Annotated in this window: 18 protein-coding genes and 1 riboswitch; of the genes, 11 read left to right on the forward strand and 7 right to left on the reverse strand. The window is 45.1% G+C overall.

Going from position 1 to position 23,247, the window contains the following annotated elements:
* Window positions 1–91: 91 nt before the first annotated feature.
* Window positions 92–198, forward strand: a riboswitch (SAM riboswitch).
* A 67-nt stretch (window positions 199–265) separates the two neighbouring features.
* Entirely contained in the window at window positions 266–1,081 is an 816-nt protein-coding gene (locus ACK1LH_RS04695) for a MetQ/NlpA family ABC transporter substrate-binding protein (RefSeq protein ID WP_411334613.1), read from the forward strand.
* A gap of 292 nt (window positions 1,082–1,373) precedes the next feature.
* A complete protein-coding gene (locus ACK1LH_RS04700) occupies window positions 1,374–2,828 on the forward strand; it encodes a protein adenylyltransferase SelO (RefSeq protein ID WP_411334614.1) in 1,455 nt (484 codons plus the stop codon).
* A gap of 60 nt (window positions 2,829–2,888) precedes the next feature.
* Here ACK1LH_RS04700 and ACK1LH_RS04705 read toward each other — a convergent pair whose 3' ends face one another.
* The 5 genes from ACK1LH_RS04705 to ACK1LH_RS04725 all read right to left on the reverse strand — a co-directional run bounded on the left by ACK1LH_RS04705 (window position 2,889) and on the right by ACK1LH_RS04725 (window position 8,809).
* Complete coding sequence (locus ACK1LH_RS04705; protein ID WP_411334615.1) at window positions 2,889–4,367, reverse strand: phytoene desaturase family protein; 1,479 nt, start codon at window positions 4,365–4,367, stop codon at window positions 2,889–2,891.
* An 18-nt stretch (window positions 4,368–4,385) separates the two neighbouring features.
* The gene (locus ACK1LH_RS04710) at window positions 4,386–5,045 is read right to left on the reverse strand and encodes a lysophospholipid acyltransferase family protein (protein ID WP_029283820.1); all 660 of its coding nucleotides are present in this window, start codon (window positions 5,043–5,045) and stop codon (window positions 4,386–4,388) included.
* Entirely contained in the window at window positions 5,038–5,799 is a 762-nt protein-coding gene (locus ACK1LH_RS04715) for a carotenoid biosynthesis protein (protein ID WP_029283822.1), read from the reverse strand. The genes ACK1LH_RS04710 and ACK1LH_RS04715 overlap by 8 nt, the downstream gene beginning before the upstream one ends.
* Before the next feature lie 142 nt (window positions 5,800–5,941).
* The gene (locus ACK1LH_RS04720; RefSeq protein WP_029283824.1) at window positions 5,942–7,225 is read right to left on the reverse strand and encodes an ammonium transporter; all 1,284 of its coding nucleotides are present in this window, start codon (window positions 7,223–7,225) and stop codon (window positions 5,942–5,944) included.
* Between the two features lie 231 nt (window positions 7,226–7,456).
* A complete protein-coding gene (locus ACK1LH_RS04725) occupies window positions 7,457–8,809 on the reverse strand; it encodes an MATE family efflux transporter (protein WP_029283826.1) in 1,353 nt (450 codons plus the stop codon).
* Window positions 8,810–8,940: 131 nt separating this feature from the next.
* On the opposite strand from ACK1LH_RS04725, the gene ACK1LH_RS04730 reads away from it, so the two are divergent.
* From ACK1LH_RS04730 to ACK1LH_RS04740, 3 genes are all read left to right on the forward strand, one after another.
* The gene (locus tag ACK1LH_RS04730) at window positions 8,941–9,804 is read left to right on the forward strand and encodes a helix-turn-helix domain-containing protein (RefSeq protein ID WP_029283828.1); all 864 of its coding nucleotides are present in this window, start codon (window positions 8,941–8,943) and stop codon (window positions 9,802–9,804) included.
* A gap of 350 nt (window positions 9,805–10,154) precedes the next feature.
* Window positions 10,155–10,367: a hypothetical protein gene (locus tag ACK1LH_RS04735; RefSeq protein WP_411334616.1), complete on the forward strand. Its 213-nt coding sequence runs from the start codon at window positions 10,155–10,157 to the stop codon at window positions 10,365–10,367.
* Window positions 10,368–10,455: 88 nt separating this feature from the next.
* On the forward strand, window positions 10,456–10,776 hold the full coding sequence (locus ACK1LH_RS04740) for a 2Fe-2S iron-sulfur cluster-binding protein (RefSeq protein ID WP_029283830.1): 321 nt from the start codon (window positions 10,456–10,458) through the stop codon (window positions 10,774–10,776).
* 301 nt (window positions 10,777–11,077) lie between these two features.
* Here ACK1LH_RS04740 and ACK1LH_RS04745 read toward each other — a convergent pair whose 3' ends face one another.
* The gene (locus ACK1LH_RS04745) at window positions 11,078–12,847 is read right to left on the reverse strand and encodes an alpha-glycosidase (RefSeq protein WP_411334617.1); all 1,770 of its coding nucleotides are present in this window, start codon (window positions 12,845–12,847) and stop codon (window positions 11,078–11,080) included.
* A gap of 391 nt (window positions 12,848–13,238) precedes the next feature.
* On the opposite strand from ACK1LH_RS04745, the gene ACK1LH_RS04750 reads away from it, so the two are divergent.
* From ACK1LH_RS04750 to ACK1LH_RS04770, 5 genes are all read left to right on the forward strand, one after another.
* Entirely contained in the window at window positions 13,239–14,543 is a 1,305-nt protein-coding gene (locus ACK1LH_RS04750; RefSeq protein ID WP_411334618.1) for an extracellular solute-binding protein, read from the forward strand.
* A 211-nt stretch (window positions 14,544–14,754) separates the two neighbouring features.
* Window positions 14,755–16,056, forward strand: a complete 1,302-nt coding sequence (locus ACK1LH_RS04755; protein ID WP_029283836.1) for a carbohydrate ABC transporter permease — start codon at window positions 14,755–14,757, stop codon at window positions 16,054–16,056.
* Complete coding sequence (locus tag ACK1LH_RS04760; protein WP_029283838.1) at window positions 16,056–16,892, forward strand: sugar ABC transporter permease; 837 nt, start codon at window positions 16,056–16,058, stop codon at window positions 16,890–16,892. The genes ACK1LH_RS04755 and ACK1LH_RS04760 overlap by 1 nt, the downstream gene beginning before the upstream one ends.
* 104 nt (window positions 16,893–16,996) lie before the next feature.
* Entirely contained in the window at window positions 16,997–18,532 is a 1,536-nt protein-coding gene (locus ACK1LH_RS04765; protein WP_029283839.1) for an alpha-amylase family glycosyl hydrolase, read from the forward strand.
* Window positions 18,533–18,647: 115 nt separating this feature from the next.
* Entirely contained in the window at window positions 18,648–19,694 is a 1,047-nt protein-coding gene (locus ACK1LH_RS04770; protein ID WP_411335066.1) for a LacI family DNA-binding transcriptional regulator, read from the forward strand.
* Between the two features lie 43 nt (window positions 19,695–19,737).
* Here the strand turns inward: ACK1LH_RS04770 and ACK1LH_RS04775 are convergent, their stop codons facing one another.
* Entirely contained in the window at window positions 19,738–22,122 is a 2,385-nt protein-coding gene (locus ACK1LH_RS04775) for a penicillin acylase family protein (protein ID WP_411334619.1), read from the reverse strand.
* Between the two features lie 131 nt (window positions 22,123–22,253).
* Between ACK1LH_RS04775 and ACK1LH_RS04780 the strand changes: the two genes are divergently transcribed.
* A complete protein-coding gene (locus ACK1LH_RS04780; RefSeq protein ID WP_029567343.1) occupies window positions 22,254–23,189 on the forward strand; it encodes a nucleoside hydrolase in 936 nt (311 codons plus the stop codon).
* The last annotated feature ends 58 nt before the right edge of the window (window positions 23,190–23,247 follow it).

Raw genomic sequence — 23,247 nt, forward strand, 5'->3', positions numbered from 1 at the left:
GTCTGTTAATCTCACTATTTTGATTATTCTAAAATAATGATTGACAGAACCCATTACGCAGTATAAGATTACGTTATTCAATTTAATAGCTTGCTTATCAAGAGTGACTGAGGGAACAGGCCCTGCGACGTCCGGCAACCTCCTTAAATGGAACGGTGCTAAATCCTGCAGAATGTCCTTCATTCTGAAAGATAAGTCGTCATATATACGATTCCTCTTTCTGAATGAAGGAGGAATTTTTTTATTTATTTAGGGGGAAAAAGACATGAAGAAAATGGTGTTGGCATTATTAGTAGCAGGAGCGGGAATCCTGTCTGCGTGCGGCGCAGAGGAAACTAACGGAGAGAAGAAAGAAATTAAAATCGGCGCATCAGCCGGTCCCTACACAGATATGGTGGAACTGGCTATTAAACCCGGTCTTGAAAAAAAGGGATATGAAGTTGAGGTGGTTCAGTTCAACGATTATATTCAGCCCAATAATGCCCTGGGCAATGATGAACTCGATGCCAACCTCTTTCAGCACAAAATTTACATGGAAACATTTGCTGAGCAAAGCAAACTGGAACTTTCGGAAATTATCACAGTGCCGACGGCTCCAATGGGATTGTACTCAGACAAGGTAAAGAAGATTGATGAAGTCAAAGATGGCGCGTCAGTCGCTATTCCGAACGATCCGACGAATGCTGCCAGGGCGCTTCATATTCTGAAGGACGCAGGACTGATTCAGTTAAATGAAGAGGTCAGCCCGCTTCAAGTATCTGAAAAAGATGTGACAGAGAATCCTAAAAAACTGAAGTTCCTTCCGATTGAAGCTGCGCAGCTTCCAAGAGCTGTAGAAGATGCCGACCTATCTGCCGTGCCGGGGAACTTTGCCCTTGCGGCTAAAATGGACCTTGCGGATGCGGTGACTCTGGAGAATATGAATGACGTGCACCGCAATCGTGTTGTGATGAATACAAAAGACGCAGAATCTGAAATCGCTGAGGATATTAAAGACGTTGTTGAATCAGACGAGTTTGAGAAAGCGATAGACAAAGATTTTAAAGGATTCGGAAAGCCAGAGTGGATGGAAGGGAAATGAATAGAGCAGAATGAAAACAGTCCGTTTCGGGCTGTTTTTCTGATGGAAATTATAAAAAATGGGCTGTAAAAAACATTAAAACGTGTTCTGCGTCCAGCTCCACCGCCTAGATCCTCTGTCAGAACAAATCCAGCAAAAAAGTCAAACCCGGACTTTTCTGCCGGATTCTTATCTGCCTATCGGATCTGTTCAAGGCGCTTGCGCTTTTGTTCTTTCTTGAGTAATTCCGCTTCCTCTGAAATAATTGAGTCATAACAGAAAATAACCAAATAAGGATAGAAAAGGAGACAGGATGAAAAAATTAACCAGCGGATGGAACTTTGACAACAGCTACATGCGTCTTCCGTCACTCTTTTTTGCCAGTCAGAAACCGGCTCCGGCAAGTTCTCCTGAGATTGTGCTATTCAATGAAAAACTGGCTGCTTCTCTCGGGCTCGGTGCTGACACATTAAAAAAGGATGCGGACGTTTTTGCAGGAAACCGGATTCCGGACGGTGCAGAGCCGCTTGCACAAGCATACGCAGGTCATCAATTTGGCCATTTTACTATGCTTGGCGACGGCCGGGCAATCCTGATTGGTGAACACCTGACGCCGGATGAAAGACGAATCGATATTCAGCTGAAGGGCGGAGGAAGGACAAAATTCTCCCGGGGAGGCGATGGCCGGGCTGCTCTTGGTCCGATGCTTCGGGAGTACATCATAAGTGAAGCCATGCATGGCCTTGGCATCCCGACGACACGGAGTCTTGCAGTGATCACAACGGGAGACCCTGTCATCCGGGAATCATTTTTGCCTGGTGCGGTTCTGACCCGGATCGCTTCAAGCCACATCAGGGTTGGCACCTTCCAGTATGCGGCTAACTGGGGAAGCATAGAGGATTTAAAGGCGCTTGCTGACTATGCAATTAAGCGGCATGATCCGGAGATTGATGAAAGTGAAAACGCCTATCTGTCTTTTTTAAAGAAAGTGATTGACAGGCAGGCTGACCTCATTGCGAAATGGCAGCTTGCAGGATTTATTCACGGTGTCATGAACACCGACAACATGACAATCAGCGGAGAAACGATCGATTACGGACCATGTGCCTTCATGGACACATATGATCCGGAAACCGTATTCAGCTCCATTGATGTAAACGGTCGCTATGCATACGGCAATCAGCCTTACATCGGCGGCTGGAACCTTGCGAGACTGGCAGAATCACTTTTGCCGCTGCTTCATGAGGATGAGGAAAAGGCGGTTGAGATCGCGCAGGATGCCCTCTCAGCGTACAGTGATTTATATAAGCAGAACTGGCTTAATGGAATGAGGGCAAAATTAGGATTGTTCCATCAGGAAGAAGAGGACGGATCTCTCGTTCAGGAATGGCTGAAGATGATGCAGAAGCATCGTGCGGATTACACAAATTCATTCAGGTCGCTCACGACTGGTTCATACGGGGACTCTGCCCTGTTTCAATCAGAGGAGTTCGGAAAGTGGAACCGTCTTTGGGAAGAGCGGCTGGGCAGGCAGACGCAATCAAAAGAGGATTCGCTGCAGCTGATGAAAAACAGCAACCCCGCAGTCATTGCCCGCAATCACCGGGTAGAAGAGGCGATTGCAGCCGCGGCAGATGGAGATTACAGTGTGACTGAGAAGCTGCTGCGTGTATTGGAAAATCCTTATGCGTACTCCCCGGAACAGGAAGAATACTGCAAGCTTCCTCCGAGTGGCGACCAGCCTTACAAGACTTATTGCGGTACGTGAAATCATAAAGCAGCAATGAGCTAATAAAAAACTGTTTCCCGCATTCAGGGAAACAGTTTTTTAGTTTCTGTACCTCGAAGCAACAGCCTCTCCGACGTTCATTCCGCTCAAGGTTACCATTGGTGAACCTCCTCCGGGATGGGTGCTGCCGCCAACGAAGGAAAGATTGCGGATGTCTTTTGAAAAATTGGAAGGGCGGAGGAAGGCATCCATTTTTCTGTTGGCTGAGATGCCGTAAAGAGCTCCGCGGTATGCTCCGAAGGTGTCAGCGATTTCAAGTGGAGTTATCACTCTTTCACAGGCAAGCGCGTTTCGGATCTCAAGTCCTTTTGCCTCCAGAATATCATAGATCCGTTCCTTGTAGGCTTCTGCATCGACAGCAAGCTCTCCCTCTCTTGTAAGAGCAGGGGCATTGACAAGGATGAACAGATTATCTCCTGCCGGGGATACGCTTTTGTCCGTATAGGAGGAATTGCTGATGTAGATGGTCGGATCGCTGCTGTACCGATGCTCCGAAAACAGATCAATAAATTCCTCTTTATAATCCTTTGAGAAAAAGACATTATGATGCAGCAGCTCCCTATGTCTTTTTTTCAAGCCGGCCAAAATAACAAATGCAGAGATGGACGGCTGGTAGCTGTCGCGCTTGGAAACTTTAAATCCCGGACGGTGCTGTTCGTCAACAAGTTCAGGATAAGCCTGAAGCAGATCGGCATTCATGATGACCTCATCAGCCTGAAAAGATCGTCCGTCTTCAAGGAGAACAGATGACACCTTCTTATTTTGCACTTGAATCCTTTTCACCTTCGACCCGAAATGAAACCGCACGCCAAGTTTTTCTGCAGCCGCTTTAAATCCTTCTGCAATTTTCACATTCCCGCCTTCTGCGTAAAAAACACCCTGCACAAGCTCAAGGTAAGCAATCATTGAAAACGTGGCAGGAGAGATGTACGGAGAGGAACCGATATATGTTGCATACCGGTCAAATGCCTTGATCAGCTCAGGGTTTTTAAAATATCTGCCGAAAAAGTGATGCATGGACTCGAGCGGCCGGACTTTCAGCAGCGCTGTTCCAAGGGAAGGTGAAAGGTAGTCTGCAAATGACTCAAACATTTTTGGGAAAAAGTGCGTTTCCGACAGTTTGTATAATCTTGTGATTTCTTTTAGAAATTCATCATAATGCTGTGCGGCGAACGGATCGATTTTCTTCAGCTGCTCTTTCATGGCGGCGGAATCGCTTGTAAAATCAAAGACCGTTCCATCACTAAAAACGTTGCGCGTATGAACATCAAGCTTTTTCATGTTCAGAACGTCACTCATCCTCATGCCTGCTTTTGAAAACACTCGGTCAAAAACCTGTGGCATGGTAATCGTATTTGGACCAAAGTCAAAATGATAGTCTAAAAGGGAAACAGGCATCAGCTTTCCGCCTGCATGCCTGTTTTTCTCCACCACATCCACATGAAAGCCTTCGGCTGCAAGAGTAATGGCCGCTGACAGCCCTCCAAGACCGGCTCCGATAACGACTGCTTTTTTCATAGGGCAACGACCTTTCTTCTACAGCACATTTTCAAAATGGCTTACGTTCTTTTCGATGACCTGATTCCTCAGGAAATCGAGTTCTTTCGTAAACAGCTCCTCAAAACAACTGTTCTTTTCTTTACGGGATATCCCTGTAAGTTCTTTGTATGTAATGGGAGGACAGATGCGGACGAAAAGATCCTGCTTTTTCCGGTCTCCAAAAGAATAGTAAAAAATGACGGGAAGGACCGGAACGTGAGGGTGTTTCTCAAGCAATGAAATGGCCCCGGGCAAAAAGCCGAGAGGGCGCTTCTCGAGATGCATTTCATCCCCCTGCGGGAAAAGACAGACGGACTTGCCCTCATCCAGTTTTCTGCCGGCATACTTAAGAGAAAGCACAATGTCTTTCGGTTTCCCTCGGTTAACAGAAAACGCGCCGAGCTTTCTGAAAAAGGGGAATTCCTTCAGTCCTTTTTCGTGCATCATGATATAGATATCGTGTTTTATTTTTACCTGGTTGCAGTGGAAAAGAAGAAGACCGTCCCACCATGAACTGTGATTCATGCAGATAATAGCCTGATCCGGCAGCTCAGCAGGACCATCGAGGTAAATCCCGTTAAAATGGCGCTTAAACAGCTGCCTGTTATAAAGGAAAAACAACTTTTCAAAGTAAGGCTTTTTGGCAGCTTCAATCATGAGTGAACCTCTTTAAAGAATAATAGTAAACAGCAAGCGCTGCAGCAGTCAGCACAAGGGTGGCCGTAACGGCAAGCCACAGTTTGCTGATCAGCGCCAATAGGATGAACATGGCCTGCATCAGAATGAAAACAAGGACCATCCGGCTGTGCCAAATGCCGCTTTTGTTCATTTCGCTATGTACAAGAAAGTAGATGAAAGCATGCAGAATGAATGCGACAATAAACCATCCAGCAAAATTGGAAAAGGGAATGTTGTAGTAAAAACTTTCTGCCTGCCATACCCAGTATTCTTTAACCTCGTAGGCTACAGGGTCAATGATCAGATCCATCAGAACCGCAAGCAAAGAGCCAGTGAGAACATAGATCAGCACATTTTTCTTATAGGCGATCACTTTGGCAAGTGCATGCGACGAGGCGATCACCATCAGCCATGCAAATCCGATGGCGATGGGAACGCCGATCAGTTTAGGGCCGAAATCCTGCGTGTAGTAGTAGTCGCCAAACAAAATACCGTACTCAACGCCGAGGTGCTCTGCAAAAATGGAGAAAAAGACGATGATTGCAGAAATGGAAAGTCCTTTTGAAGTTCCGTATGAACGGACGAAATAAATGCCTCCGATCAAGCCTGCAGCTATCAGGAACACCACATTTGCCCATTCCAGGGCGGGAGGAAGAATATCAAAGCTTAAAAGAACAACACCGCACGCATACCAGAAAAGGAAAAAATAATAGATGGACTGATCAATTTTCATTTGTGCACCTCTCTCTCTACTCTGATTATAAGAAACCGCAGGAGGATGTACAAGGAAACGCGCTCTGGCCGTGCGCAGAGGGGCTGAACAGATTTTTCTGCACAAAAAAAAGAGCGGCATCACACCGCTCTAAACCACTCTGTTAAGCTGTTGTTTTTTTCTCAGGTTTGCCTTCTTCTAAAGAAGCGAATGATTCAGGGTAGCCGTAGCTGCCGTGCTCACTCATATCAAGACCGATCATTTCTTCTTCTTCTGTCACGCGGATTGTGCCCATGGCCTTTTTCATCACAATCAGGATGACGTAAGACACGATGAACGCATAAGCGGCACATGAGAGAATGCCGATGGCTTGAACGCCCAGCTGTGTGAGGCCTCCGCCGTAGAACAGTCCTGCAAGTCCTCCGTTTCGCTCTGCAAGCTCCGGAGTAGCGAAGAAACCGGTGGATAGTGTACCCCAGACGCCTGCCGCACCGTGAACGGAAAGGGCAAAAATCGGATCATCAATTTTCGCTTTATCAAACAGCTTCATGCTGAAGTAGACAAGAACACCGGCGACAAGTCCGATGACAACGGCTGCCCACGGGGCAACAAATGCACAGGAGGCAGTGATTGCGACAAGTCCGGCAAGAGCGCCATTTAAAGTTGTAGGAATATCAGCTTTTCCGGTCATTACACGGACCGCAATCATCGCTGCGATGGCACCTGCACCAGCTGCAAGCTGCGTGTTTAATGCTACATATCCGAAAAATCCGTCTGATACGCCGAATGTGCTTCCTGCGTTAAATCCGAACCAGCCGACCCAAAGGATTAAAACGCCAAGAGCCGTGTACACCTGGTTATGGCCGAAAAGTTGATTCATTGTGCCGTCTTTAGCGTATTTTCCAAGTCTTGGCTTTAACACAATCGTTGCAGCGAGTGCTGCCATTGCACCAGTTAAATGGACAACTGTAGATCCTGCGAAGTCCTGCTTGCCTAAATCCTTAAGCCAGCCGGCTCCCCAAATCCAGTGGGCAACAACCGGATAGATCAATGCAGAGAACAAGACTGCGAAGATAACATATGCAGACAGTTTAGCGCGTTCTGCAAATCCGCCAAAGGCAATTGTCAGGGCAATCGCTGCAAAGGCGAGCTGGAAAAAGAAATCAACGGAAGTGGTCAGCCCGTCAGTTGCTGGAGAAGCATCTCCGTAAAAGAAGTTTGAAAGACCGATAAACTTGTTGCCATCACCGTAAATGAACCCGTACCCTACTGCCCAGAACACAAGAGAGGCAATTCCAACTGTGAAAATCGTCTTCCCTGCGATATGGCCGGCGTTTTTCATCCGGGTAGATCCCGCTTCAAGAAGAATAAATCCTCCTTGCATGAGCAAAACAAGTATACCCGCAATGACGACCCATAAATTATCCATTAGCACGACAGCATCCATTCCTCAACACACTCCTTTTAATAAAAGATAATAAAGACTGATTTTCATGTCAGGAAATATAACACCTGTTGTTATGTTTATTATCATATGGCAAGAGCATGCAGAAAGCAAGCATTTTTCTGAAAATTATAATAAAAAATAAGGACTAATTTCCTGTGTGTTTTTTGATGGCGGTTACAATTCACGTCACATAAGCTGACGCGAAAAAACATCCGGCGAAACCGCCGGATGTCAGGTTGCTGCTTTTGAATGTAAAACAAATCCTTTATTGATCCAGACTCTGGACTTCCATCTTATAAGCATAAGAATGCCTCTCAGCCATTCATCAGCAATAAAAGCAATCCAGATACCTGCAAGACCCAGCTCAAACTGAATCCCAAGCACATAGGCAAGAGGAACGCTGATTCCCCACATGGACAAAATACCCATATATACAGGGAACTTTACATCTCCTGCGGCTCTAAGCGCACTGATGATGATCAGATTAAAAGCTCTGCCGGGTTCAAGAATAATGGTCAGCAGAAGCAGGACAGCTCCTGTCTGCAGAATCTCGGTGTTATCTGTGAAAATTCCGAACAGGCTGTCAGTAAAGATGCTGAATATGACAGCAATGACGGCCGATGTGCCGATTCCCCAGTACAGCGACTTCATGCATCTGGAGTAAGCCTGATCATATTCTTTAGCTCCTGTCATCTGTCCAATGAGAATCTGATTTCCCTGGCTGATCGCGAGACTGAAGAGGAAGATGAACATCATCAGGTTTTGCGCATACACCTTTGTCGTCAGCGCTTCGGCTCCAAGCATGGTAATGAAAATGGTAATGACAATCTGCGATCCGTTGTAGGCAAGATGCTCGCCTGCGGACGGGACCCCGATCTTCAGCAGATTTTTCAGGTGGGCAGCAGGCAGTTTGAAAACATCCAGCGCCTTCGTTTGGAATGAAATCCGCTTTACAAGGAGATAAGAAATAGCAATCAGTCCAGCAAGCCTTGATACAACAGTCGAAAGGGCAACACCCTCCACTCCAAGAACCGGAATGCCGAATGGACCGAAAATAAACAGATAATTCCCAATGACATTAAGAATATTCATGCCGATTGTGATATACATCGTATCCTTTGTGAATCCGTAGCTCTTAAGCACAGCTCCAATGGTCATGATAAGCGCCTGGAGGAAACAGAGCCCTCCGACCATCTTAAGGTAATAGTCAGCTTCTGCCATCAAGGCAGGCGGGATATTCATCATCATGAGCATGTTTTCGCTGAAAGCAATGACCGCTGCACCGATAATCAGGCCGAGAACCAGATTGGCTGCAATGGATACTTGCGAAATCTCAAGGGCGCTTCTGCTGTTGCCGGCACCGACGTTCTGTGTAATCAGGACGATCGTTCCCGTTGCAACAAAACCGAACATTACGATTAATATGTTCAGAATCTGATTAGCGACTCCGACGGCTGCAACCGAGTTGTCTGAATACTGGCTGAGCATCAGGGTGTCCGCATTTCCCATCAGCATGTGAAGAAACAGCTCAATAAAAATAGGCCAGGTAAGAGCAAATAATGTCAATTTTCGATCTTTCTTCAATTGAGGCAAAAAACATCCTCCTTCCCAAAAACTTACGTAAAATCATTACTAGTTTACAGATGATCTTCTATAATAAAAAGAGATGATTTCGATCATTTTTGGAAAAATACGACCTGAAGAGAGAGAGCGCCATGTCCTACATCGGTTTTGACATTCCTCCATTTCCAACTTTTATAAAAGGCGGAGATGCGATTTTTAAAAAGGGATCCAAGCATTTTAAGCGCATTTTCACCGTCTTTGATCTGATTTATGTCCAGTCGGGAGAACTTTACATAACGGAAAACAGCGAACCATTTACAATAAAAGACGGCCAGTTCATCATCTTAACTCCAGGCTTCGAACACTATGGACATAAAAGCTGCAAAGAAGATACAAGAGTCTTTTGGTGCCATTTCAAAATGGAAGGTGCTTTTTCACTGTACAGGGATGGGTATGAAAATTGGGCAGAAATCCAGACGCGTGACGGAGATTTTGTCGTTCCGCCCCAATTTCAATTTAAAATTCCGGCTTTCGGGGAATGCCTGCATCGCGATTTTGTTGAAAAAATCTTTGAAAACATTACTCGCCTTGATCATCAGACGCCTGATTTTCCGCTGAGGCAGCAGATTTATTTTCAGGAAATCGTTCTTCATCTCCAAAAAGAATCACTTAAGATCTCAAGTGCGGCTGAAAAAGTAGTGGAAGACACGCTGCGTTATATCAGGAAACATTACAAAGAAGAAAAGAAGATGGAGGACGTTGCAAAGGAACTTCACTTTCATCCCGACTACATCACAAGATGCATGCAGAAAACAATGGGCGTCACCCCTGTACAGTACTTAACCCAGTACCGGATGGAACAGGCGAAGCGTCTTCTGTCTACTACTGACGATAAAATTTCATTCATTGCAAAAGAGTCCGGCATACAGGATCCCGCCTACTTCACAAAAATATTTAAGCGGCTGGAAGGAGTTTCACCACTTGAATATCGAAAGATAGTATCAAGGAAAAAATAAAACATGTATGAATAAGACCGATAATAGGTCAGGATGATACTGAAGTTCCGGTCTCGGGGATAAGGGCCGTCAAGCGGGAAACTCTGCGGCTTGGTGGTTGTGATTTCGGAGATAAGTGCCATCAAACGGGAAAGTCTCTGGCTTGATGGTTCTGAATTCTGGGATAAGTGCCATCAAATCGGAAAACTGCTGGCTTGATGGTACCGAACTCGGAAATAAGTGCCATCAAACGGAAGAAACGCTTGCTTGATGGTTCCGAACTCGGAGATAAGTGCCATCAAACGGGAGAAACGCTGGTTTGATGGTACCGAACTCGGAGATAAGTGCCATCAAACGGGAGAAACGCTGGTTTGATGGTTCTGAACTCGGAGATAAGTGCCATCAAACGGGAGAAACGCTGGTTTGATGGTTCTGAACTCGGAGATAAGTGCCATCAAACGGGAGAAACTGCTGGCTTGATGGTTCCGAACTCGGAGATAAGTGCCATCAAACGGAAGAAACGCTTGCTTGATGGTACCGAACTTGGAAATAAGTGCCATCAAATGGGAGAAACGCTGGCTTGATGGTACCGAACTCGGAGATAAGTGCCATCAAATTGTAAGACCCACGGCTTGATGGTTCATCAAAACAGAAACCAATGGAGGAATAAAAATGCCGACAATTAACGTGCCGGGCCACGGCTCATTTGAAACAGAAATGGGAAAGAAACTTGTTTTAGCGCTTGAGGATAATGGAGTGCACATTCTTCACCGCTGCGGCGGGAAAGCGAAATGCACAAGCTGCCGCGTAGAGATTCTCGAAGGGGATTTTGAAGACTTAACAAATACAGAACGAAACGCGTTTGCGGAAAAAGGAGTGGAGGATCATCTGCGCCTTTCCTGCCAAATTCGAGTGAACGGCGATGTCACATGCAGGCCGATTATGACGGTTGAAAGCAGAGGCATTGATGCGGGGCCAAGGCCGGAAGAATGAAAATTGTAAAACACGTCGGATAACATTTCCCGACGTGTTTTTTTTTGAGCATTATGCTGAAAAAATATTAATGACCCTTCAGTGCTGCTGCCTTGGTGTGAAGGTCACAAAAGCAGTGAGATATAACCCTTCATCAGAGCTTGTCCGCCGTGAAAGGTCAATAAGCGGAAGGATATGACCCTTTACCAAAGCTGATCCGCCGTAAAAGGTCCAAAACCGAAAAGATATAACCCTTCATCAAAGCCATTCCCAAATAAACAACCAAAAAAAGGCACCCCATAAAACGAGGCACCTTCATTCCCTACTCCTGAACCAAATAAAACGCCATCTCATAAGGAGGCACTGTCACGGTCAGTTTCTCTGCATGTGCTGCAAATTCTTTTCCGGTGAGCAAGTCTGTCAGCTTCGTGTCTTCGAGGCTGAATGGAAGAGTGGCTGAGAGTTCTTTGTCTGAATTGTTCAGGACGGCTATCATTTTTTGGCTGCTGTTCTGTTTTGTGAAAATGACATGGTTTGTCTCATCGTTTGCTTCAATAAAAGTGATGTCGCCGCCGTTTCCGAATACAGGGTATTTTTTGCGCAGGCTGATCAGTTTTTTGACATAGGTGAACAGTTCGCGGTCCTGCTTGTCCTCTTCCCAGATCATGCACTTGCGGCAGCCCGGGTCCTGTTCTCCGTCCATGCCGATTTCATCTCCGTAGTAAATGCACGGTGTGCCGATGAAGCTTAGTTGATAGGCAAATAGCAGTTTCAGTTTTTCTTTGGACCCGCCTGATGTTGTTAATATTCTTGGCGTATCATGGCTGCCAAGAAGGTTGAAGGCGACCTCGTTCACGTTTTTAGGATAAGAGTGCAGGACGCTTTCCATGATGTGAACAAATTCTTCCGCTTTTACTTTGTTATTAGCGATAAAGTTCATCGTTCCGGTTGTAAACGGGTAATTCATGACGGCATCAAACTGATCTCCCTGAAGCCAAGGCATAGAGTCGTGCCAGATTTCACCCAGTATGTAGACATCTTCTTTTTCAGCTCTCACAGCCTGCCTGAACTCTCTCCAGAATGCATGGTCCACTTCGTTCGCAACATCGAGGCGCCAGCCGTCAATATCGAACTCCCTCACCCAGTAGCGGCCCACTTCCAGCAGATAGCTGCGTACGTCTGGATGCTCGGTGTTCAGCTTAGGCATGCTTTCTACAAAGGCGAAAGCGTCATAGTTTAAAGTGTCGTCCTCATTTTTAAGAGGGAACTTTCGGATGTGAAACCAGTCTTTATATGAAGAATTTTCACCATGTTCAAGAACGTCCTGAAACTGCGGGAAATAGTAGCCGCTATGATTGAAAACAGCATCAAGCATCACTTTGATGCCGTTATCATGACACGTTTTGACAAGGCGCTTAAAGGTTTCTTTATCACCGAATTGCGGGTCGAGCTCCATGTAGTCGATCGTGTCGTATTTATGGTTTGAATACGCTTTAAAAACAGGGGTGAAATAAATGCCGCTGATGCCAAGCTCCTTCAGGTATCCGATGTTCTGGATGACTCCTTCAAAATCACCGCCGAAGAAATTGCCGCTTGTCGGTTCTGTGCTTCCCCATTCCAGGGTGCCTTCTGGATTAATAGAAGAATCTCCGTTGGCAAAGCGTTCCGGGAAAATCTGATACCAGACTGTATCCTTCACCCACTCAGGTGCATGGAAGACGTCCGCTTTATTTAAGAAAGGGAAGGCGAAGTACGGAGCTGTATCGTCTGAGACAACATCTTTAATAAATCCCTTCTCCGTATAAATCCATTTTTCATCTCCTGAAGTCAGCTCAAATCCGTAGCGCATTCTTCTGTATTCCGGTTCAACAGCTGTAAACCAGTAGTCAAACAGCTCATCTGATCCGCTTTTCTTCATTTCAATTTGCTTAAACGTCCAGCCGTCTTTGCTCCATTCATATGGATCGCCATGCACGAGGCTGACGGTTTCGACATCATTCTTCTTTGTGCGCAGTCTGATGTGCAGTGTTTTTTCATCATATGCATAGGCATATTGATTTTTAGGGCGGTGATATACAGCTTCTTTTAACAAGACATTCACTCTCTTTCTGCGGGCCGTTTTGCAGCGGGGCACAGTAATGGAGGATGCGTGACTATCATCCCATCCTTTTGTGCACCGTCTATAGCCAAATAATAGATTTCTTTTCTATTATAAGGCAATGGGAAAACGTTTGCATTTATTTTAAAAAGGTGTTGACTTTTAATTCTGGCAAACTTAAAATAAAAATTAGTTAGTAGGGAAAACGTTTGCACAAACCTTGGCAGAAACGGCTGAATGATAGAAATGAAAGCCTTTTTTTAAGAGGGTAATAGGAAGCGTTTTCACTGTAAAGCTATGAGACTTTGGTTTCAGTTGTGCTGAACGTCCCCTGGGCACTAAGTACAATGAAATAGATTACAACAAAATAAAAGGTGGGGAAATTATGAGAAAGTTTTTATCACTTACTCTCATTGCTTTGCTTGTATTCGTCATGGCAGCATGCAGCAAGCCTGGCAGCACAGAGCCGGCAAAGACAGAAGGCGGCGACAAAGAGGGCGACAAAAAGACAGAAGAAGCAGTAGATCTGACTCCTGAAGAAGGCGCTAAGCTTGTACTTTGGGATAATGCAGACGCAGAAGCCAAGTGGGCGACTATGGTTGCAGAAGAATTTACGAAAAAATACGATATTCCGGTTGAAGTGCAGGAAGTTAACCACACTGATGCTGCCGGCAAACTTGAAGTAGACGGTCCTGCTGGACTTGGCGCAGACGTATTCCACGCACCTCACGATCATGTTGGAAACATGGTTAAAGCGGGTCTTATTTATGAAAACGTTTTAGCTGATGAATATAAAGAAAGCTTCCTTCCGGCTGCAATCGACGGAACATCTTATACAGATGAAAACGGTGATTCTAAGCTTTACGGATTCCCGATGGCTATTGAAACATATGCACTTTACTACAACAAAGATTTAGTAGACAAGCCTGCAGAAACATTTGACGAAATTTTCGAACAGTCTAAAGGCTTTGCTGGAGACGGCAAATACGGCTTCATGATGGAGCCTGCAAACTTCTACTTTGCACATGCATTCTTCGCTGGCTACGGCGGCTACATTTTCGGCAGCGACAACACAGATGCAGCTGATCTTGGAGTAAACAACGAAGGCGCTGTTAAGTCTGGTGAATTCATGCAAAAAATGAACAAAGAACTTCTTCCGCTTAAAAAAGAAGACATTACTGGCGACTTAATCAGTTCTTTCTTTAACGAAAACAACTTAATGTACCGCATCTCTGGTCCATGGGATATTAAAAACCATGAAGAAGCAGGCATCAACTTCGGTATTGCTCCGCTTCCTAAATTAGACAACGGCGAAACACCAAAAAGTTTCTCTGGAATCAAAGCTTACTATGTAAACTCTTATTCTAAATATCCAAAAGCAGCAACTCTTCTTGCACAATTTGCAACTAGCAAAGAAATGCTTGAAAAACGCTTTGAAATGACAGGACAGCTTCCTCCTCAAACAGAATTGATTGAAAGCGACGCTATCCAAAACGACGAAATCGCTTCAGCTTTCCTAGAGCAGGCTGAATCAGCACTTCCAATGCCGAACATCCCTGAAATGCAATCAGTTTGGGGCCCGATGGAAACGGCTTATACAACAATGTGGAACGATGGAACTGAACCTAAAAAGGCACTTGACGCTGCACGTCAGCAAATTGAGGATGCTATCTCTTCACAAACGAAGTAATAGTCAGTCTGAGCCGATACCTATGGTATTGGCTCAACTTTTATCCTTTATTGGCAGGCAGCAGCCTCTACCTCTATGCCCTGAACATGCATGAGAAAGAGGTGGGGGTCAACTGCCCGTAAATGGGGACAGCAAAGGGACAATGGGGATTTTTTCGAAGAAGTTTTCTCAATAAACATGATTTTCATACAACGTGAGGAGGCCTGGCATAATGCGCGGACCAGCAAGAATAGGTGCATTACTATCGTTTTTATTAATGGGGCTTGGACAGATTTACCACCGTCAATATTTAAAGGGTATTCTTTTTATCCTTTTGGAAGTTTATCTTCTCGTTTTTTGGTCACTGCCTTTCAGATATGCAATGTGGGGTCTGACAACTCTAGGAGACACACCTCAGTCAAGAAATGGATTCCAAGTAGTTCAGGGCGATCACTCAATCTTCCTGATGATCGAAGGAATTATCTTCTTAATTTCATTCATTTTGTTCTTGTGGGTTTACTACCTGAACGTGCGCGATGCCTATAAAGTCGGTCAAGCACGCGAACGCGGCATCAAGCCGAACACAACTAAGCAAACGCTTGCCAACGTATGGGAGAACGGATTCCCTTACATCCTGTTAACACCTTCTATTCTATTTACAATGTTCCTTACCATTCTTCCGCTTCTGTTCGGAGTAATGATTGCTTTTACAAACTACTCAGGTCCAAACCACTTGCCGCCGAAGGCGCTTGTAGACTGGGTAGGATTTGATACATTCCTGAATCTTTTCCAGCTGAAAACATGGAGCACGACGTTCTACGGAGTATTCGGATGGACGGTTCTGTGGGCGATTCTTTCAACAGCGACAACGTTCTTCCTAGGCTTAATCTTTGCTGTATTCATCAACCATAAAGGAATCAAACTTAAGCGCTTATGGCGCTCCATCTACATTCTGCCATGGGCTATCCCGCAGTTTGTCAGCATTTTGATTATGAGAAACATCTTCAACGGAGAATTCGGTCCGCTGAACCAGTACTTAAGAGCGCTTGGTCTTGAAGCAATTCCATGGCTTTCTGATCCGATGTGGGCAAAAGTGACGCTTGTCACAGTTAACATGTGGTTTGGATTCCCGTTCTGGATGGTTCTGATGAGCGGTGTTATGACCACGATTGATAAAGAAATGTTTGAGGCAGCAGATGTTGACGGAGCAACTCCTTGGAGCAAGTTCTGGAAAATCACAATGCCGATTGTTATGTTCTCAACGGCTCCTCTTCTCATCATGAGCTTTGCAGGGAACTTCAATAACTTCAACATTATCTATCTATTAACGCAAGGTAACCCTGTAAACGTTGAATACAGCTATGCCGGCTCTACAGATATCCTGATCAGCTGGATTTACAAAATGACGCTTGAGCAGAGCCAGTTTGCTACAGCTTCGGTTGTATCCATCCTCATCTTTATCGTAGTAGCAACTCTTTCTATCTGGAACTTCAGAAAAACAAAAGCCTTCAAGGAAGAGGATATGATGTCATGATGAACAAAAAACTAACTGATAAACTCGTCGTAGGCGTTATATATGCCATTTTAATTCTAACAGCTATTGCAGTGCTGTATCCTGTGTATTTCATTATTATCGGGTCACTGAATCCAGGGGATTCTCTTTTCAAAACAAAGCTTATTCCAGAGGCGCTTACACTGGATCATTACCGCTATCTGTTTGAAGAGACAAAGTATCTGACATGGTACAAAAACACATTTAAAATTGCCTTTTTCAACATGCTCATCTCAACATTCCTTGTTGTAACGGCAGCATACGCATTTTCCCGTTTCCGTTTTCCGGGACGCAAGCAGGGTCTTATGGCCATGCTCGTTCTGCAGATGTTCCCAAGCTTCATGGGGATGATCGCCATTTACATTCTTCTGCTTCAAATTGGCCTATTGGACAATCACTGGGGTCTGATTCTTGTATACGCAGGCGGATCCATTCCGTTCGGCGCTTGGCTTGTTAAAGGATATTTTGACGGTCTGCCAAGAAGTCTTGAAGAAGCAGCAAAGATTGACGGAGCGAGCCATACAACGATTTTCTTTAAAATCATGATGCCGCTTTCTAAACCGATCCTTGTTTTTATCGCTGTAAATAACTTTATCGGTCCATGGATGGACTTCATCTTTGCCCGATTGATTCTTCGTTCAAATGAAAACAAAACACTTGCTGTCGGATTGTTTGAATTTGTTACAGGAAGAACGAGCACGCAGTTCACAACATTTGCAGCAGGAGCTGTTCTTGTAGCCGTTCCAATTACGATTTTGTTCCTGATCTTCCAGAAGTACATTGTTGAAGGACTGACAGCGGGAGCGAATAAAGGATAAGCAAGAGAACGATTTCATATTGAAATCGCCTTAACAGTTTAATAGTCTTATGTGTAAAGCTGTCCGGTTCCGGGCAGCTATTACACAGTAAGGGGGGCAGAGGGATGTTTAAACGGTTTATAAAAGGACTAGTCATCCCTTTTTTCCTTCTTTCAGGTTTTCCGGCTGTGCATGCCGGAGCAGAGAAGAAGGAGGAAAATCGTTCTTGGCAGGACGAAAGCATGTATTTTATCATGGTGGACCGCTTCCATAACGGCGACTCGTCCAATGATTTTGAAGCAGATCCGAAAAATCCGAAAGCCTATCACGGAGGGGACCTGAAAGGAATCACCGACAAGCTTGATTACATTCAGGACATGGGCTTTACGTCCATCTGGCTGACTCCTGTTTTTGATAACGAAGAAGGCGGATATCATGGCTACTGGATACGCGATTTCAAGAACGTTGATGAAAACTTTGGGACACTTGAAGATTTTAAGACTCTAGTCAAAGAAGCGCATAAGCGCGACATGAAAGTGATGCTTGACTTTGTTGTCAATCATACCGGCTACAAACACCCGTGGGTGAATGATCCGGACAAAAAAGACTGGTTTCACGAAAAAAAGGACATTGCCAACTGGCAAAACCAAGAGGAAGTAGAAAATGGCTGGCTTTTCGGTCTGCCTGATCTGAATACGGAAAATCCCGAAACGAAAGCGTTTCTGATTGATGCTGCAAAATGGTGGATTACAGAAACTGATATTGACGGGTACCGCCTTGATACAGTGCGCCACGTCCCGAAAGCATTCTGGGAAGAGTTTTCCAAAGAAGTGAAATCAGTAAAGAGCGACTTCTTTTTAATGGGAGAGGTTTGGGATAAAGATCCGCAGTATGTTGCGGGATATACAGAAGCAGGACTTGATTCGGTTGTAGACTATCCTTTCTTTGAGGATGCTTCCAAAGTGTTCTCCAATACAGGGGGCACTGCCGGAATGCTTGCCAATGTGTTTAAAAGAAATCAGATTCTGTACAAGGATCCATTTGTTTTAGGCAATTTTATTGATAATCATGATAACGAACGATTTACTAGAAAAGCACTCGTCAATAAACAGAATCCGGTTACCCGCATTAAAATGGCGCTGACCTATATGTATGCAGCACCGGGTATGCCAATTGTGTATTACGGAACTGAAATTGCGATGGACGGGGGCAATGATCCGGATAATCGCAGAATGATGAATTTCCGTGCAAATGATGAATTGATTAAATATGTTTCAAAGCTTGGAAAGATCCGAAATGAATTTCCTTCTCTCAGAAGAGGAGAGATGGAAGTGCTGTTTGATGAAAAGGGCATGACCATTTTCAAGCGGACATACGAAGGTGAAACAACGGTGGTTGCCGTAAACAATACCGAAGAATCAAGAACGGCTGTTGTTCCGGCTGATGCTCTCGCTGAAAATAAAGAACTGAACGGGCTTTTAACCGGGGACAGGACTGAAGAGAAAAATGAAGAGTACGAATTTATTCTCGACAGAGAGACTGCGGAAATCTATGAGACTGTTGAAAAAACAGGTCCTAATATTCCTCTGATCAGTGTCTTTATTGCCGTTCCTGTATTATTTGCAGGATTTTTGTACCGGAACAGAAGGAAGCGAACATAAGGGAAATGCTTTTCCCTTTTTGCAGATTATGAGTGAATGCGGTTACAATAGCATTCGCAGGTGATTATTTTCCGGAGCCTGAAAGCTCCGATCATGCCAGTAAGAGAGGGATGGGATTGTGGCAACAATAAAAGATGTCGCAAAGTTAGCAAATGTAGCTCCATCAACAGTTTCGAGAGTGATTGCTAATAACCCGCGTATAAGTGAAAAAACAAAAGAGAGAGTTAGAGAAGCAATGAGTGAGCTTGGGTATCATCCCAATTTCATTGCCAGAAGTCTTGCCAATCAGTCAACCCAGGCAATCGGCATCGTGATTCCGGGATCTGCTGACAAAGCGTTCTTAAATCCATTCTTTCCTGAAGTTATCCGCGGTATAAGCAAAGGAGCCCATCAAAAACATTATGCTCTGCATATGTCGACGGGTGAAACGGACGCTGAAATTATGGAGGGCGTCGTGCAAATGGTTGAAGGGAAACGGGTAGACGGCATCATTCTCCTGTATTCTCAAGTAGATGATAAGCTGACTAAATATCTTCTCAGAAAAAAATTCCCGTTTGTCATTGTCGGAAAGCCGTTTAAAGATGTCGAGCACATTACACATGTAGACAATGATAACTACCGTGCAGCGAAAGAAGTAACGGAGCATCTCATTCAGCTTGGCCATGAGCGTGTGGCGTTCATCGGGGGAAATCTCAAGCTTGTCGTAACAGTCGAGCGCCTATTGGGATATGAAAAAGCGATACGCAACGCGGGCCTTGTTTACCGTGATGATTACATCATTCACGCACAGTTTTTAAAAGAGGGCGGACAGGCAGCCGTTCAGGAACTGTTTAACCTGGATGAGCCTCCAACAGCTCTTGTCGTTGCTGACGATCTGATGGCGCTCGGCGTGCTGAATACTCTTGATGATATGGGCATTAACGTTCCGAATGATGTATCTGTCGTCTCATTCAACAATGTTATGCTTTCTGAAGTGTCAAGACCGCCGCTTACAACCGTTGATATCAATATTTTTCAATTAGGCTATGAAGCTTCTAAACATGTTATTCAGCTGGTGGAAGATCCGATGGACCCGATCAAGCGGATTATCATCCCGCATAAGCTGATGAAGCGTCAATCGTGCAGAGAATACGTTTCTGCCAAAAAAACAACGACAATCTAAACAAAAACGGCCTTCAGGGCCGTTTTTGTTTCATCTTCTGTATTCAGTCTCCCGGCACAAGCACGAGCGTATTTGTCCCTTCAGCCTTTTTAATATCTGTCACGTGATAGGTTCCATTTACCCAATCATCAAGCTGATCCTTATACCATTCACTCTTCACATGCCCTGACTGGCCTGGTCCGACAATATGGTGGCCTTTGCCAAGATCAGCTGCATCGATGACAAACCGCCATGAGGCTCCGTGATTCACTGTGCCTTCCTCGTTATAGTTTGCAGCCTGGACTGTAATCTGGCTGCCTCCCACAGGCTCAGGATTTTCCCTGTTAAACAGCCATTTCAGGACCGGCGAAGCGGAAGAAAGCGGATGAGCGAAATAAAGCTGATGATACTCTCCCCACTTCCAGCTGCCGGGATCATTGCCGTATTCTTCTTGAATAAAACTGACTGTATTTTGAAATGAAGTGAGAAGAACCTGCTGGAATCCTCCCTGATCCGTAAACCACTGAGATTCATCTCCATTCAGCGCCCGTCTTAAAAGTTCATCCGTTATCCCCTGCTTCCCTTCAAATAAATCATCCATTTTCTCCGAAATGGACTCTTCAAACAGCACGGCTGGAATTTGCTTCATCCATAAATGAAACAAAAGGGGGGCAGCAAGCTCTTTGTCATCAGTCATATTCCAGTCGCCCAGAATGTCAGCTGCTGCTTGTTCTGTTTCATTTAAACCGGCCGTTCCAAGCTGTTCAAGAAGGGGCTTCAAAAATTCTTCGGCATACAAATTTTTCTTATCCATCTGAAGGTCCTTCATGTCCTGGAGGGAAAGCTTTTCTTTGGACTCCAGAACTTCTTTTATTCTCATATACCTGTAAGGCTGGGCCCAGTGATGGCTGATGTGATAAGGGTAGTCATCGCCGATCACTTTATTGTTTGCGGTGGCAGCAAATCCTTCCTTGGGGTTAACAGTCCGCGGGAGCTCATCATATGGAATAAATCCTTCCCACTCGTATTCATCTGTCCATCCCGGAACAGGAAGCATCCCGTCGCCTTTTTTGCGGATCGGAATTTTCCCGTTTGCTTTGTAGGCAATCGTTCCGTCTTTGCCGGCAAACACAAAGTTTTGGGTCGGCACGTGAAAGTCTGCAAGCGCCCGCTCAAATTCATCCCAGTTTTTCGCTTTATTCATCGAAAGAACTGCCTGGAATTCGGTTGACGGCATAAGAGCCGTCCATTTCATTGCAAGGGCTGTGTCTTTCTTTGAATCATGGGCAAAATCCGAAATAATCGGACCGTGTCTCGTTTCTATTACTTCAAAATCAACCGTTTTTCCGTCTTTAACAGCAATCGGCTCCTTTATGACAGCAGCATCCTCATAGTTTCCGTTGTATAAAAATTGGTTGGGGTTTTCAGGATTGCGTTTTTCGATATATAAGTCCTGCACATCAGGGCCTGTATTTGTCACACCCCATGCGATGTCTTCATTATGACCGAGAATGATTCCCGGAACTCCTGCAAAAATAACGCCGCTTACATTCATGCTGTCATTTTGCAGGTGCATCTGATACCAGATGGACGGAGTGCCGAGCGAAAGGTGCGGGTCGTCTGCAAGCATCGGTTTTCCGCTTTCACTTTTATCACCGCTTATGACCCAGTTATTGCTTCCGTTAAATTCAGGAGGGATAACGGCAGAAGCAAGTCCAGATTCAATATCCAAATCCGAATCTTTGTAGGAAGAGATGATTTCCGGTGCATTCTTCGGATACGTTGGGAAAAGATCCAATGCCTTTTCTTCCGGCAGATTTTCCATAGCCCAGTAGCGAAAGGCCTGTCCCGACCAGTGGCCGCCGAGGTCAAAGGCCATATATTTCCCGATTGTCAGGGAATCAGCGGGTGTCCATTCAGCTGGTTTGTAGCCGAGAATCCTGAATTCAAACGGCAGTTTTCCCTCAGCCTCAGCCTCTTTGATGAAGGCATTCACACCGTCTGCAAACCACTGCATCGCCTTTTTTGATGTCTCATCGTAAATTGGATAGGACGCCTCAGCTGCTCTTCTGAGTCCGAGTGTCCTGAAAAACTTGTCTCTTTCGATGGCTGCTTCACCAACGACTTCGCTGAGTGTTCCGGATGCCTGCCTTCTGCTTAAATCCATCTGAAAAAGTCTGTCCTGTGCCTGAACATAGCCCTGAGCTGTGTAGAGATCTTTATCTGATCCGGCGAGGATATGGGGAACACCATGCTTATCCCTTGTGACGTTCACCTCTGCCGAAAGGCCTGAAATGGCTGCCTCACCGGATAAAACAGGAAGACTTCTGCTTATGTAAAGGTTTACAAAAATCAGGACTCCAGTAATCAAAAACAGCAGTCCTATCGTTCCAATCCAAATTCCTTTCTTTTTACCTGCTATCCCTCTGCGCGGCACCTGTGCTTCCATTTTCTCACTCCCAATATGATTTAAGAACTATATACCACCCGGTTCATCAAAAACCCTTTGGATAAAATAGGAATTCTCTAAACGGCTTTTCCTTCATATAGTGAACTATCAACTGGAAAAAGGTGACTGACATGAGAAAACTTCTGCTGTTTGCAGACCCCGGCATTGATGACTCGCTTGCCATTATTTATGCTTTGCTGCACCCTGACATAGACGTGCTTGGAGTTGTCACCAGTTTCGGCAATGTCTCAAAGCAGCAGGCAACAGAGAATACCGCCTATCTGCTGAAACTTGCAGGGAGAGAAGATATCCCGGTCATTGAAGGGGCAACATTCCCGTTAAGCGGTGAATATTCTGTCTACTATCCGGAAATTCACGGTGCGGAAGGACTCGGGCCGATCAGGCCTCCAAATGGAATTCAGGTGAATCTAAAAAGGTTTTCCCATGTTTTTGAACTGATTGAAAAGCACCCAGATCTAACGATTGCAGATATCGGCAGGCCCACATCACTTGCGCATGCCTTCAATTTAAACCTTGAAAGACTGCAGAAGGTAAATGATATTTTCAGCATGGGCGGTGCCTTTTTTGTGCCCGGAAATGTCACTGCGCTTGCCGAAGCTAACTACCACGGTGATCCAGTCGCGGCAAACGTTGTCTTGAAATATGCAAAAAATGTGTATATTGCACCGCTTAATGTGACAGACCGGGCCATCGTAACGAGAGAGGCTGCTGCTCATATCGAATCCATTTCGAAAAACCCTTTTAAAGACCTGATTCCGGCTGTAACGAATTATTACGCTGCTGCTTATGCCAAGCTCAGGCCGCACCAGAATGGCCCGTCAATCCATGATGCCTTTGCCCTCTACTATATGATGAATATGGAAAAAATCTATTCTGTTAAAAAGACAGTATCTGTATGTGTGCAGAGTGACGCAAGAGGAATGAGTTTTGCCGATTTCCGCAATCACCTCACCCCGCCGGGCGCAAAACACACCATTGCACTGAATTTTAACTATCAGGATTTTCTGACTGATTTCATCAAAGTTATGTCATCCGAAATCAGCTGAATACCGTCTGCCTGAACCCGCTTTCATGCGGGTTTTTTTGCATGAAAAAATGGATTGC

Origin of the sequence: Metabacillus indicus (assembly GCF_046603695.1) — a bacterium.
Lineage (GTDB): Bacteria > Bacillota > Bacilli > Bacillales > Bacillaceae > Bacillus_P > Bacillus_P indicus.

Excerpts from the sequence above, each read along its gene's own strand:
- ACK1LH_RS04700 (WP_411334614.1), top strand. The coding sequence starts at position 1,374 with ATGAAAAAATTAACCAGCGGATGGAACTTTGACAACAGCTACATGCGT.
- ACK1LH_RS04750 (WP_411334618.1), top strand. The coding sequence starts at position 13,239 with ATGAGAAAGTTTTTATCACTTACTCTCATTGCTTTGCTTGTATTCGTC.
- ACK1LH_RS04780 (WP_029567343.1), top strand. The coding sequence starts at position 22,254 with ATGAGAAAACTTCTGCTGTTTGCAGACCCCGGCATTGATGACTCGCTT.
- ACK1LH_RS04705 (WP_411334615.1), bottom strand. The coding sequence starts at position 4,367 with ATGAAAAAAGCAGTCGTTATCGGAGCCGGTCTTGGAGGGCTGTCAGCG.
- ACK1LH_RS04740 (WP_029283830.1), top strand. The coding sequence starts at position 10,456 with ATGCCGACAATTAACGTGCCGGGCCACGGCTCATTTGAAACAGAAATG.
- ACK1LH_RS04730 (WP_029283828.1), top strand. The coding sequence starts at position 8,941 with ATGTCCTACATCGGTTTTGACATTCCTCCATTTCCAACTTTTATAAAA.
- ACK1LH_RS04720 (WP_029283824.1), bottom strand. The coding sequence starts at position 7,225 with ATGGATGCTGTCGTGCTAATGGATAATTTATGGGTCGTCATTGCGGGT.
- ACK1LH_RS04760 (WP_029283838.1), top strand. The coding sequence starts at position 16,056 with ATGAACAAAAAACTAACTGATAAACTCGTCGTAGGCGTTATATATGCC.
- ACK1LH_RS04695 (WP_411334613.1), top strand. The coding sequence starts at position 266 with ATGAAGAAAATGGTGTTGGCATTATTAGTAGCAGGAGCGGGAATCCTG.
- ACK1LH_RS04715 (WP_029283822.1), bottom strand. The coding sequence starts at position 5,799 with ATGAAAATTGATCAGTCCATCTATTATTTTTTCCTTTTCTGGTATGCG.
- ACK1LH_RS04765 (WP_029283839.1), top strand. The coding sequence starts at position 16,997 with ATGTTTAAACGGTTTATAAAAGGACTAGTCATCCCTTTTTTCCTTCTT.
- ACK1LH_RS04755 (WP_029283836.1), top strand. The coding sequence starts at position 14,755 with ATGCGCGGACCAGCAAGAATAGGTGCATTACTATCGTTTTTATTAATG.
- ACK1LH_RS04775 (WP_411334619.1), bottom strand. The coding sequence starts at position 22,122 with ATGGAAGCACAGGTGCCGCGCAGAGGGATAGCAGGTAAAAAGAAAGGA.
- ACK1LH_RS04710 (WP_029283820.1), bottom strand. The coding sequence starts at position 5,045 with ATGATTGAAGCTGCCAAAAAGCCTTACTTTGAAAAGTTGTTTTTCCTT.